Annotated in this window: 11 protein-coding genes; all 11 read left to right on the top strand. The window is 57.8% G+C overall.

Annotated features, from left to right (window positions below):
- Positions 1 to 424 precede the first annotated feature (424 nt).
- The 11 genes from glpT (at position 425) to I6L34_RS02440 (ending at position 12,550) form a co-directional block, all read left to right on the top strand.
- A complete protein-coding gene (gene glpT / locus I6L34_RS02490) occupies positions 425 to 1,783 on the top strand; it encodes a glycerol-3-phosphate transporter (protein ID WP_005337540.1) in 1,359 nt (452 codons plus the stop codon).
- Positions 1,784 to 1,885: 102 nt separating this feature from the next.
- Positions 1,886 to 2,644, top strand: coding sequence for a DeoR/GlpR family transcriptional regulator (locus tag I6L34_RS02485; protein ID WP_005347045.1), 759 nt, complete (start codon positions 1,886 to 1,888; stop codon positions 2,642 to 2,644).
- 310 nt (positions 2,645 to 2,954) lie between these two features.
- Positions 2,955 to 4,442 (top strand): glycerol-3-phosphate dehydrogenase, encoded by a 1,488-nt coding sequence (gene glpD, locus I6L34_RS02480; RefSeq protein ID WP_103251020.1) that lies wholly within the window; start codon positions 2,955 to 2,957, stop codon positions 4,440 to 4,442.
- Between the two features lie 96 nt (positions 4,443 to 4,538).
- Positions 4,539 to 5,627 carry a glycerophosphodiester phosphodiesterase gene (glpQ, locus tag I6L34_RS02475; protein ID WP_216955523.1) on the top strand — a complete coding sequence of 363 codons (1,089 nt, stop codon included), beginning with the start codon at positions 4,539 to 4,541 and terminating at the stop codon, positions 5,625 to 5,627.
- A 218-nt stretch (positions 5,628 to 5,845) separates the two neighbouring features.
- Complete coding sequence (gene eco, locus I6L34_RS02470; protein WP_005337529.1) at positions 5,846 to 6,328, top strand: serine protease inhibitor ecotin; 483 nt, start codon at positions 5,846 to 5,848, stop codon at positions 6,326 to 6,328.
- A gap of 310 nt (positions 6,329 to 6,638) precedes the next feature.
- Positions 6,639 to 7,010, top strand: a complete 372-nt coding sequence (maoP, locus tag I6L34_RS02465; RefSeq protein ID WP_005337527.1) for a DUF413 domain-containing protein — start codon at positions 6,639 to 6,641, stop codon at positions 7,008 to 7,010.
- On the top strand, positions 7,010 to 7,882 hold the full coding sequence (gene hdfR, locus I6L34_RS02460) for an HTH-type transcriptional regulator HdfR (RefSeq protein WP_005337525.1): 873 nt from the start codon (positions 7,010 to 7,012) through the stop codon (positions 7,880 to 7,882). Before maoP ends, hdfR begins: the two co-directional genes overlap by 1 nt.
- Positions 7,883 to 8,057: 175 nt before the next feature.
- Entirely contained in the window at positions 8,058 to 8,999 is a 942-nt protein-coding gene (locus I6L34_RS02455) for a hypothetical protein (protein ID WP_058055945.1), read from the top strand.
- A gap of 145 nt (positions 9,000 to 9,144) precedes the next feature.
- Entirely contained in the window at positions 9,145 to 10,335 is a 1,191-nt protein-coding gene (locus tag I6L34_RS02450) for an amino acid aminotransferase (RefSeq protein WP_005347039.1), read from the top strand.
- A 127-nt stretch (positions 10,336 to 10,462) separates the two neighbouring features.
- A protein-coding gene (locus I6L34_RS02445) for an IS3 family transposase (protein ID WP_205635543.1) occupies positions 10,463 to 11,682 on the top strand; the annotation gives its coding sequence in 2 pieces (ribosomal slippage) (positions 10,463 to 10,817 and positions 10,817 to 11,682; 1,221 coding nt in all).
- Positions 11,683 to 11,890: 208 nt separating this feature from the next.
- Positions 11,891 to 12,550, top strand: coding sequence for a DedA family protein (locus tag I6L34_RS02440; RefSeq protein WP_058057019.1), 660 nt, complete (start codon positions 11,891 to 11,893; stop codon positions 12,548 to 12,550).
- Positions 12,551 to 12,559 lie beyond the last annotated feature (9 nt).

Genomic DNA, 12,559 nt, shown 5'->3' with positions numbered 1-12,559 from the left:
TTGCTGCCGAAAACGTTTCTTTGTTGTTTTTGCGTCTTGCGCAAACGTTATGCTCGTTTGCGCTCGTTATCGGTCGTGACAGAAAATAACCCTTCCCAATAATTTCACCATCCCCCCTCCATAGGAAATGTGGACAAGATCCCACTCATTGCTAAGAAAATGTGACGTAAAGCATCTTGATTACCGCCAGTTACCACTTAGGTGGTAGCTTGCAACCCTTGCCACACAAGGGCTGGCGCTTGCTGAGTGGTTTCTCATTTGGAGCTTTTATTTGTAATAAAACTGCAATATTTGAGCATGCATCACAGATTAAATGAGCGCATATGAGCACAATAGGCTCGCTTACGAATCAGTGGACTCACATGATTCGTCGGAATGGTCAGGGCATCCTCAACCGCCCATAACAACAATAAGGAAGCAGAACATGCTTAGTCTCTTCAGGCCTGCGGCGCACATCGACAGGCTCCCGGCTGACAAGGTCGACCCCTTCTACAAACGCATGCGTTGGCAGGTGTTTTTCGGGATCTTCTTCGGTTACGCCGGCTACTATCTGGTACGGAAAAACTTCAGTCTGGCGATGCCCTATCTGATCGAGCAGGGCTTCTCCCGTGGTGATCTCGGTTTCGCGCTCTCCGGGGTCTCCATCGCTTACGGTTTGTCCAAGTTCCTGATGGGGAACGTCTCTGACCGTTCCAACGCTCGTTACTTCCTCTCCGCCGGTCTGCTGCTCTCGGCTGCCATCATGTTCATGATGGGTACCATGCACTGGGCCACCTCCAGCATTGCCATCATGTTTGTGCTGTTGTTCCTGAACGGTTGGGCACAGGGCATGGGCTGGCCGCCTTGCGGTCGCACCATGGTGCACTGGTGGTCACAGAAAGAGCGCGGCGAAGTGGTTGCGGTCTGGAACGTGGCACACAACGTGGGTGGCGGCATGATTGGCCCGCTGTTTATCCTCGGGATGGGCTGGTTCAACGACTGGCGCAGCGCCTTCTATGTGCCTGCGGCAGCGGCGGCCGCCATCGCGGTGATCGCCTTCTTCGTGATGCGTGATACCCCGCAATCGGTCGGTCTGCCTCCTATCGAGGAGTACAAGAACGACTATCCGAAGGATTACAACGAGAGCCACGAGCAGGAGTTCTCCGCCAAGGAGATCTTCGTCAAGTACGTGTTGCACAACAAACTGCTGTGGTACATCGCGATCGCCAACGCTTTCGTTTACCTCATTCGTTACGGTGTGCTGGACTGGGCGCCAACTTACCTGAAAGAGGCCAAGCACTTCACCGTCGACAACTCCTCTTGGGCTTACTTCCTCTACGAGTGGGCCGGTATTCCGGGCACCCTGCTGTGTGGCTGGATCTCTGACAAGATGTTCCAGGGCCGCCGTGCCCCGGCAGGTATCCTGTTCATGGTGCTGGTGACCCTGGCTGTGCTGGTTTACTGGTTCAACCCGGCCGGCAACCCGACCATCGACATGATGGCGCTGGTGGCTATCGGCTTCCTGATCTACGGCCCTGTCATGCTGATCGGCCTCTATGCTCTTGAGCTGGCACCGAAGAAAGCAGCCGGTACTGCGGCAGGTTTCACCGGTCTGTTCGGTTATCTGGGCGGCGCCGTGGCTGCCAACGCCATGCTGGGTTATACCGTTGACCACTTCGGTTGGGATGGCGGCTTCATGGTGCTGACCGTCTCCTGCGTGCTCTCCATCATCCTGCTGGCGATGACCCTCAAGCATGAGAACATTGCCGTTGCGGCCAAGAAAGCGGCTGCCCATAAGGCATAAAACGTGATCCTCAGCTTATTGATCCCAAAGGGGATCAGGTAAACTGCCAAAAGGCCCCGCATCTGCCGGGGCCTTTTTTTGTCTCATCATCGGAGTGCAAGCGTGAAGCAAACCCAACGACATCTGGAGATCCTGGACGTCCTGACGCGGCAGGGATTTGTCTCGACCGACGATCTGGTGACCCACTTTGACGTCAGCCCCCAGACCATTCGCCGGGATCTGAACGATCTCGCCGAACAGAACAAGATCCGGCGCCATCATGGCGGTGCCTCCCTGCATTCGAGTACCGTCAATACCGCCTATAGCGCCCGTAAAGTGATGCAACTCAAGGAGAAAGAGCGCATCGCCCGCGAGGTAGCGGCCAATATTCCCGACGGCTCATCGCTCTTTATCGACATAGGTACCACCACCGAAGCCATTGCCCGCGCCCTGCTCGATCACCGCGAGCTGCGCATCGTCACCAACAACCTCAACGTGGCCAGCATTTTGACGGCGAAGGATGACTTCACCGTCATCATTGCCGGTGGCGAGATCCGCAACCGCGATGGCGGCATCGTGGGGGAGGCGACCCGCGACTTTATCGGTCAGTTTCGCATGGACTATGGCGTCATCGGGATTTCGGGGATCGACAACGACGGCTCCCTGCTCGATTTCGACTATCACGAGGTGAAGATCGCCCAGGCCATTATCGCTCACTCCCGTCAGGTGTTCCTGGCCGCCGACCACACCAAGTTCGGTCGCAATGCCATGGTCAATCTGGGCAATCTAAGCCAGATCCACGCCCTCTTTACCGATCAGGAGCCACCGGAAAAGCTGACGCGATTGATGGCGCAACACCAGATCGCCTGCCACATCTGCTGACGGCGAAACACGCCAAGGCTGTGCCGGTCGCCCGTCAGGGCGGCCTCCTTTCTCTCTCCCGTTCCTGAGTCATCTCACCCCTTTATGGGTATTGCCAAAACTACTATTCAATCTGGTTTTTTTGGCTATTAACCCGCTGATTTCGGCCCGACGCCATTTGCTCAGCTGACCTGTCCCCTTTGCCACCTCTGGCGGGCTGTGGCGATCACACTTTCACCATAAAATGTTCGTTTGTTGTATTTTCATGTTCTAAAATGAGCGAAATCAAACATTGTTGTTATAGCAATCATAAAAATGAAAGTAGGTGAACATGAGCGAACATTATGATCTGGTCGTCGTCGGTGGCGGCATCAACGGGGTCGGCATCGCAGCCGATGCGGCAGGACGGGGTCTGAAGGTTGCCCTGTTTGAGGCGCAAGATCTCGCCTCTGCCACCTCGTCCAACTCCAGCAAGCTGATCCACGGCGGTTTGCGCTATCTCGAGCATTACGAATTCCGGCTGGTGAAAGAGGCGTTGGCGGAGCGTGAGGTGCTGCTCGGTATGGCGCCTCACATCGCTCGTCCCATGCGTTTTCGCCTGCCGCACCGTCCACACCTGCGTCCGGCCTGGATGATCCGCGCCGGTCTGTTCCTCTATGACAATCTGGCCAAGCGCGACAAGCTCAAGGGGAGCTGTGGCGTGCGCTTCCTGCCGCAAGATGGGTTGACCGCAGGGATCAATAAGGGGTTTGAATATTCCGATGCCTGGGTCGACGACGCCCGGCTGGTGGTACTCAACGCCATGATGGCCCGTGACAAGGGGGCCGATGTGCAGACCCGCACTCGCTGCATCAAGGCGGTGCGTGGATCCAAACACTGGACGCTTACTTTGGAGCGGGAAGGGGGCGAGCAGTTCACCGTCACCTGCCGTGGTTTGGTCAATGCGGCGGGCCCCTGGGTCAAGACCTTCTACGACGAGAGCCTGCACGAGAAATCACCCCGTGGTATTCGCCTTATTAAAGGCAGCCACATGATAGTGCCGCGCATCCATGAGCGCGAAGAGGCCTATATCCTGCAAAACGAAGATAACCGTATCGTCTTCGTCATCCCGTATCAGCAGGACTACTCCCTCATCGGCACCACCGATGTGGAGCACCACGGCAGCCCGCGGGAAGCGAAGATCAGCGAGGCCGAAATTACCTACCTGTGCAAGGTGGTCAACGCCCACTTCACTCGCCAAATTGCGCCGAAAGATGTGATCTGGACTTACGCCGGGGTGCGTCCGCTCTGTGACGACGAGTCAGACTCGCCGCAGGCGGTGACCCGCGACTACACCCTCGAACTTTCTGGCGAGTCTGACGGTGCGCCGCTCTTGTCGGTGTTTGGCGGCAAGCTCACCACCTATCGCAAGCTGGCGCAGGCCGCCTGCAACAAGCTCAAGCCCTGGTTTAGCCAGATGGGGGATGACTGGACTGCGACCAGCCGTCTGCCCGGCGGCGAGTTTGACTGCTCGGTACGCGAGCTGGCCCGCGCCTTTGCGCTGGAGTTTGACTGGCTCGATGATCGCAGCGCCCTGCGCATTGCCGAGGCCTATGGTGCCCATGCCCGTCTCTGGCTGAAAGAGGATCGCGGCATTCACTTCGGTGGCGGCCTGTACGAGTCGGAAGTGCGTTATCTCATCGAGCGGGAGTGGGCCTGTTCACTGGATGATATCCTCTGGCGCCGCAGCAAGCTGGGACTGCGCCTGAACGACTCAGAGCAGCAAATGCTGCAGATCTGGCTCGACCAATACCATCAGGCTCTGCGCAAGGCGAGCTGATGAGTGACGGTGGGCAGTGCGCTGCTGCCCACCGTAAATATGAAACAAACCTCTGATAGAACAATTACCTACACACAATAATAAAGAGCATCACATATGAAAAAACTCGCCGTTTCCCTCATCGCCTTGAGCCTTGGGGCCTCCCTCTCATTACCCGTGTTGGCTGCCGATGAAGGCAAGGTGGTGATCGCCCACCGTGGCGCTTCCGGCTACCTGCCCGAGCATACCCTGGAGTCCAAGGCGCTGGCCTATGGCATGGGGGCTGACTATCTGGAGCAGGATCTGGTGATGACCAAGGATGATCAGCTGGTGGTGATGCACGATCACTTCCTCGACGGTATCACCGATGTGGCGGCGCGCTTCCCCGGCCGTGCCCGTCCGGACGGCCGTTACTATGTGGTGGATTTCACCCTGGACGAGGTGCGTTCCCTGCGCATGACCGAGCCGTTCCAGCTGGTGGATGGCAAGCAGGTGCCGGTCTATCCGGCCCGCTTCCCGCTCTGGAAGTCAGACTTCAAGATCCACACCTTCCAGGAGGAGATCGAAATGATCCAGGGGCTCAACAAGAGCACCGGCAAGAACATCGGGATCTATCCGGAGATCAAAGCGCCCTGGCTGTTCCGTCACGAAGGCAAGGATATCTCCAAGGCGGTGCTGAAGGTGCTCAAGGAGTACGGCTACACCGGGAAGGATGACAAGGTCTATCTGCAGTGCTTCGATGCCGATGAACTCAAGCGCATCAACAGCGAGCTGATGCCCGCCATGGGTATGGATCTGAAACTGGTGCAACTGATGGCCGAGACCGACTGGAACGAGACCATGGTCTACGACGCCAAGGGCAAGGCGACCCCCTACAACTATGACTGGATGTTCAAGCCGGGAGCGATGAAAACCATCGCCAGCTATGCCGAAGGGATTGGCCCGTGGAAACCGATGATCGTCACCGAGCCGGGCACTTTGGGCAAGCCGGTCTTAACCGGCATGGTAAAAGAAGCCCACGCGGCGGGCCTGAAAGTTCACCCCTATACCTTCCGTCAGGATGAGGGGCAGATCCCGGCCTATGCCAAGGACTTCACCGATCTCCTTAACATCTTCCTCTATCAGGCCGATGTGGATGGGGTGTTCAGCGACTTCCCCGACAAGGCGGTGGCCGTCATCAAGGCCCATCAAGAGGCGGCCAAATAGCACTCTGGCGCCATTTGAATGCAAAGCGAGGCCAATTGGCCTCGCTTTTTGTTTCAGGTTCCCGCAACGGGAGTGTGCGCCCTGTCAGAAAATAGCCAGATCACGTCATGGTGTGCCGGATCTGCATCATTTTACGCAGTTTTTACGTAGCAGATCGCTGGCATGAAATCGGCAGAGCGGTTAGTCTAGCGGCGTTGAACCAACCCCATGAGGTACAGATGAAAACCGTATTGCGTTTTAGCCTGCTGGGCGCCTTGTTGCTGGGTGGCCATGCCTTCGCCGCCGAGCCGAAAAAATTTGATATCAGCATGTTCCCAGCCGCTGACGTGAATCAGGAACGTGTGGTGATCCGCCTGCCTGAAGTCGAGAAAGAAGCCGACATGATGGTCGAGCTGCAGGTCGGCAAAAAGATGATGGTTGATTGCAACGTACCGCGTTTTGCAGGCAACCTGGAACAGCACAGCGTCAAAGGCTGGGGCTACAACTACCTGAAACTGGGCAAAGTCTCCGACCCCATCAGCACCCTGATGATGTGCCCGGATAACCAGCAGAAAGAGACCTTCGTCCAGATCTACGGTCAGGGCTTCTTCGTGAACTACAACTCAAAACTGCCGTTCGTGATTTACGTGCCGCAGGAGTATGAAGTGCGCTACCGTCTGTGGCGTGCCGACAACCTGGCCCAACCGGCCATGATTGAGTAAGCATGTTTGAACCAAAGGTTCAGCTGGTTCACCTGATGTGACAAATGATGTGACAAATAAAGCGCCGTATGGCGCTTTATTTTTGCCTGCACAGTCCAAAAAGTGACGTGCAAATTGGCTGCACGTTTACATAAGTTTATTATTTATCAACGTTTTTTGTGTGTTATGCCACAAAATCGGCGTCAACGATGAAGCAAAGTGACTTCGATAAAAGATATTTATTAACATAGTGAGAAAATTGATTTTGCACTCGGCGATGGCCTGATGATACTTGCCCGCAAAGGTCAAACTAACCAGAAAAAAGAGCACTATGAGCTTCGAATCAGACAAGCGTTTCAACGACTTCAAACATTTTCCCCGTGGCCTGCGTCGCAGTGGTGAATTCACTGTGGCCGAAGCGGACAGTCTGGAAAAGTATGGCACCGCCATGCTGGCACTCTACCAGGGCAACCTTGCACCCCGTGACGATGTCGAGTCCGCCTTCGTCGAGCAGGTTAAATCCGGCGCAGCCGGTGCCAACCCCCATGCCAAGGTGTGGTTCAAATACCTCAAGGTGATCGGTCCCAAGCGCGTTCATCGCCTCTGCACCGTCGTTGGCGGCGCCAGCGAAGAGAGCAGCGGTGGCGGCAGCTTTGATGTCGGTGGTGGCAGCGGTGGTGGCAGTGACGAGTCCATCGATTAATGGATACCGAGCTGCTTCGGACCTTTATCGAGGTGAGCAAGACCCGGCATTTTGGCCGGGCTGCTGAAAATCTCTACCTGACCCAGTCGGCGGTGAGTTTCCGGATCCGCCAGCTAGAGCAGCAACTGGGTGTCAGTCTGTTTGCCCGTCATCGAAACAACATCCGCCTGACCGCCTCCGGTGAGCGTCTGCTGCCCTACGCAGACGCCATCTTGCACACCCTTGGTCGCGCCAAGCAGGATGTGGCGCTCTCGCCAGGATTCAGCCAGCAGTTGGCTATCGGCGCGCCCGCTGTGTTCTGGGAGCTCGATTTCAACGACTGGCTCAATCACATCTATGCGCTGGCGCCCGGTTTGGCGGTGCGGCTGGAAACAGCTTCCCGCGAGCACCTTTGCCGCCAGTTGCTGGAGCGCTCCCTCGATTTGGCTCTGCTCTCCGAGCCCACCAAGATCGACGAGATCGCCCTGCATCCTATCGGTGAGCTGGTGTTCGAGCTGGTGAGCCGGGATCCGGCCGCCAATGCCGACAACCTGATGCAGATGCCGCACATCCACCTCGACTGGGGTACCAGCTTCGAGCCGCAACCCAGCCGCTTGCAGAGCCTGCAAAAGACCCCGGTGCTGCACTCCAGCTCTGCCAGCATGGCGCTGCAATTTGTGCTGGCCAACGGCGGTGCCGCCTATCTGCCACGGCGGATGGTCAGCCCCTTCCTCGAAAAGGGGGCGCTCCATCTGGTGGAGGGGGGCCAGCCGCTGAGCCGTCCGCTCTATCTCGCCTATCTGGAGAAATCCGATCGCCGGGAGCTGATCGATCAGCTGCTGACCCTGCCACTGGGTTGGCACGATGCCGAACTGCGCCTCAACGTCGAATAAGCGTCGAGTGTTATCCAAGGAAGAGCCCACCCCACGGTGGGCTCTTCTGTTGGGGGAAAATTGCAGGGAGCGAAGTCACGTAATTGGCGTGGGAGGCTTGGCGTCATCGGTCTGTAACGGTACCTTTTCAGGCTGTTTGTTTATCCGATTGAGCACTGACAGGGATGGATTGTAATTGATCGACTTTAGTCACCCCGAATGGCGGGCGCTGGCGCAGCAGTTGCTGAGCCACTCACCTGTGGTGATCCGTGGCCGCCAGTGGCAACCGCTGGTGGGCCTGCTCAAGGATAACCAGCTGCTGCTCGCCCATGGCAGCCACAGCTATGAGCTCACCCCGGCCGGACGCCGCTATCTCACCCGCGAGCTGATGCTGGCCGAGATCGCCACCGCGCCCCCCGAGCCCGAGGAGTGGTTGCATGCTCAGGGCTGGCAATTGGGGGAGCTGGTCAACGAACGGGTGCTGGCGGCGCTCTATCGCAAGAGCGAAGTGAACTTCACCCCCAACGAGCAGATTGATTTCGAGGACAAGGGGATCCGGCTCTGTGCCGATCAGCTGTTGCGCTTGCGCGCCGCCCAGCCGTTCAGCCTCTTTTTCAGCGGCGGCACCCTGATCGACGCCGCCCCCTGGTTGCAGGCGCTGGGGGAGGTGGCGCTGCCCGAGCGCACCCTGGCGGGTCTTGGCAAGATCCTGTGGGGGGAGGGGAGTATCGAGCGGGTGATCACCACAGATAGCGTCGGCGCCTTTGCCGAGTTGCCCCTTGATGCTGGCACCTTGCTGGTGTGGGCTCCCCCATCGGCTCCTCTAGCCTTGCAGCAGGTAGTTGCCGCCTTGCCCCCCAATGTGTTGTGGAGTCATCTCACCGCCCTCGACCCTGCCGGGGTGGATCGGCTGCAGGCGTTGGCCCAGCGCTTGGGCCGTCCGGCCAGCTGGTGGCTGCCTCGTGATCTGGCCCCCATTCTCAGTGCGTATGCCCAACCTTTGACTGAGGCTAGGCACTGGGAGCCGAGCCGGATCCCCAAGTCATTGTTAGCAGTTTGTAGCGGTTTGGTTGAGTCCAATGGTGGCTTGTCGGCCGAGGTGTGCGCGCTGGCGCCAGCGTGGCATGCCGTTGGTTGAAATTGGCCTGAAAGCGAGCCAAAAAGCGGTTTTCCCCCATTGAACGCGATGATATAAAGAGTTGACGAAGCGCTCGCCAGATGAGCGCTTTTGTTTATCAAGCCGCTTTGCCACCCAACGAACTCAACGGAATACAGGGAATACCATGTTTGAAAAGGTTGTTGCCGCCCCAGCGGATCCGATCCTGGGCCTGACCGAAGCCTTCCGCGCTGACTCTCGCAGCCACAAGATCAATCTGGGCGTAGGGATCTACAAGGACGAGTCCGGTGCCACCCCAATTCTTCACTGCGTCAAGAAAGCCGAGCAGAAGCTGCTGACCGACGAGAAGACCAAGAACTACCTCGGTATTGAAGGCAATATCGAATATGGCCGCATCGTGCAGCAACTGCTGTTCGGGCAGCACTCTGCGCTGGTTGCCAGTGGCCGCGCCAAGACCGCGCAAGCGCCGGGCGGTACCGGTGCCCTGCGTATCGCGGCCGAATTTGTGGTGCGCAACGGTCTGGCCAAGACCATCTGGATCTCCGATCCCACCTGGGCCAACCACGTAAGCGTATTCCAGGCCGCGGGCCTGACCGTCAAGTGGTACAAGTACTACGACGCCGCCACCAAGGGACTCGACTTTGCCGCCATGCAGGCCTCGCTGGCCGAAGTGCAGCCGGGTGAGCTGGTGCTGCTGCACGGTTGCTGCCACAACCCGACCGGTATCGATCCCACTAGCGATCAGTGGCGCGCGCTGGCCAAGCAGAGTGCTGCTGCCGGCTGGTTGCCGCTGTTTGACTTCGCCTATCAGGGTTTTGCCCGTGGTATCGAAGAGGATGCTGAAGGCCTGCGTATCTTCGCCGAGTGCCATGACGAGCTGCTGGTGGCGAGCTCTTTCTCCAAGAACTTCGGCCTCTACAACGAGCGGGTCGGCGCCTTCACGCTGGTGAGCGCGACCAAAGAGATCGCCGATGTGGCCTTCACCCAGGTCAAGACCGTCATTCGTGCCAACTACTCCAACCCGCCGTCACACGGCGCCGCTGTGGTCACCGCCGTGGTGAGCGATCCGGCTCTCTATGCCGAGTGGGTCGAAGAAGTTGCGGCCATGCGGGTGCGTATTCGCGAGATGCGCGAACTGCTGGTAGAGAAGCTGGCTGCCCTCGGCGTGAGCCAGGATTTCAGCTTTATCCGCGAGCAGAACGGCATGTTCTCCTTCTCCGGTCTCTCCAAGGATCAGGTTGAGCGCCTCAAGAGCGAATTTGCCATCTACATCGTCGGCTCAGGCCGGATCAGCGTGGCCGGGATCACCCGCGCCAACATCGATCCCCTGTGCGAGGCGATCGCCAAGGTGCTGTAATCGCATTGCCTTGTGCTCTGGCTCTATGCCATGAAAAAGCCCGTCACCTTGGTGACGGGCTTTTTTGATCGCCATGTCCCGTCCTGAATATGGTTTACACCTTTCCCCCCAATAAATGGAGAACCCGATGGGACAAGGTGTGAAACGGACACAGCGCGATTACTCGCTGACTTTTAAACTGACACTGGTCGAGCAGATTGAAAAAGGCGAGCTCACCTACAAACAGGCTCAGGTGCGTTATGGCATTCAGGGCAGCTCCACCGTTCTGGTATGGTTGCGTAAACATGGTCGGCAAGATTGGAGCCAGGGGGCTTCTGTACGCGCCGGCAGGAGCATCACCATGCCTGACCCCGACAACCAGACGCCCGAACAGCGCATCAAGGAACTCGAGCAGCAACTGGCGCTGATGAGTCAGAAAGCCCAGTTCTTTGAGGCCGTCGTCGATGTACTGAAGAACGACTACGGCGTCTCCATCGTAAAAATGCGACCCGGCAAGTCCTCTCGCAGCGGCAAGTCGAGAGGCCGACCATTGTCAGGGCTTGCCTGTTTCTGGGGATAAGCCGGCAGGCTTACTACAAGCGCAATCGGGTCGCCGACGAGCGCCATGCTCAGGGATTGCAGGTGGTGCGCTTTGTGCGTCAAGTTCGACTGCGACAACCTCGGGTGGGCACTCGCAAGCTGCATTATCTGCTGCAGGGTCAGGATGATGACGGGCTCAAGGTCGGGCGGGACAGGCTGTTTCAGATATTGGCCGAGCACCGCCTGCTGGTGCAGCCCAGACGGGCGTATCACAAGACCACTCACAGTTTTCACCGTTTCTACCGTCATCCCAACTTGCTCAAGGCGGGGCCAGAGCAGGTCACACCGGTGGCCCCGGAGCAGGTCTGGGTCGCAGATATCACCTATCTGCCAGCCAGGAGCGGGCCACTGTACCTGAGCCTGGTGACGGATGCCTACTCACGCAAGATAGTGGGCCATCACGTACACGAAGGGATGCACGCCGAGTCGGTGGCGATGGCGTTCAAGAAAGCGCTGAAGCAACGGTGTGGCGGCAGTGAACTCATCCATCACTCGGACCGCGGCGTGCAGTATTGCTCGGGGCTGTATCAGTCACTACATGAACGGTACGGGGTGAAATGCTCGATGACGGATGGGTATGACTGTTACCAGAATGGGTTGGCGGAGCGGGTGAACGGGATTTTGAAAGGAGAGTTGTTGTTGCAAAGCCCGCAGGATTTGACGCAAGCGCGGGAAATGGTGCATGAGGCGGTGGATATTTACAACGTGGAGCGGCCGCATCATGCGTTGAAATACAGACCCCCCGATGCGGTACATCGGGGGGTCTGAGTAGAGAAATGCTAGTTGAAAATGTGTAAACCTATTTCAGGACTAGACATCGGCAAGATTGGAGCCAGGGGGCTTTGTGCGCGTCGGCAGGAGCATCACCATGTTTGACCCCGACAGACACACCCGGACAAAATTAACGTTTTGTTCAGGGGATGGGTGCTATAACCCCTGCCTCGTTCATGATGAACCGTGTAGTAGGGAGAGTGACATGCTGGATATGCTGATGGCCATTTGGCATCAGGATTTTGACGCCCTGGTTCAGATGCAGGCGGTACCCCTGCTGATCAGTTGCCTGATGCTGGTATTGCTGCTGGAGTCCGCATTCGTCTTTCTGCCCCTGCCGGGGGACAGCCTGGTACTGCTGGCCGGTGGGTTGGTGGGCATGGGGGTGTTTGGCCCCGAAGTAACTCTTGTCTATCTGCCGTTGGCTGCTGGCATAGGTTCCGTGCTCGCCTACTGGCAGGGACGGGCCCTGCAGCGCACCCGCTTTATGGATCATATCGAACGGATGTTGCCTCCCGACAGCCTGCCCAAGGCGACCCGGTTGCTGAAAAAGTACGGTTTTCTGGCGATGTTCTCCTCCCGTTTTATCCCGTTCGTGCGGGTGCTGACCCCCATGCTGATGGGGATTGGCCGCCTGAGCGTGCTGCGGATGTGCGTGGCCAGCTTTGCCAGTGCCTTTATGTGGGCGCTCTGCCTCAGTTTGGTGGGCAAGCTGGCGATGAATACCCCCTTCTTCCTCCACCACAGCGAACTGTTGACCCGGGCCCTGCTGATTACCTCGCTGGTGCTGTTTCTGGCGGCCGTCATGGCCATCCTGTTTCGCTGGTTAAAAGGCGGAGCAAAAAACGAGACCAGCCACGACTAGATGACAACC

Source organism: Aeromonas sp. FDAARGOS 1404, from assembly GCF_019047085.1.
Classification (GTDB): Bacteria; Pseudomonadota; Gammaproteobacteria; order Enterobacterales; family Aeromonadaceae; genus Aeromonas; species Aeromonas veronii.
Note: the sequence above shows the minus strand (reverse complement) of the source record. Positions and strands in the feature narration are given on the sequence as shown.

Coding starts and splice junctions, on each gene's coding strand:
- maoP (WP_005337527.1), top strand. CDS start 6,639: ATGAGCTTCGAATCAGACAAGCGTTTCAACGACTTCAAACATTTTCCC.
- glpQ (WP_216955523.1), top strand. CDS start 4,539: ATGAAAAAACTCGCCGTTTCCCTCATCGCCTTGAGCCTTGGGGCCTCC.
- I6L34_RS02450 (WP_005347039.1), top strand. CDS start 9,145: ATGTTTGAAAAGGTTGTTGCCGCCCCAGCGGATCCGATCCTGGGCCTG.
- glpT (WP_005337540.1), top strand. CDS start 425: ATGCTTAGTCTCTTCAGGCCTGCGGCGCACATCGACAGGCTCCCGGCT.
- eco (WP_005337529.1), top strand. CDS start 5,846: ATGAAAACCGTATTGCGTTTTAGCCTGCTGGGCGCCTTGTTGCTGGGT.
- I6L34_RS02440 (WP_058057019.1), top strand. CDS start 11,891: ATGCTGGATATGCTGATGGCCATTTGGCATCAGGATTTTGACGCCCTG.
- glpD (WP_103251020.1), top strand. CDS start 2,955: ATGAGCGAACATTATGATCTGGTCGTCGTCGGTGGCGGCATCAACGGG.
- hdfR (WP_005337525.1), top strand. CDS start 7,010: ATGGATACCGAGCTGCTTCGGACCTTTATCGAGGTGAGCAAGACCCGG.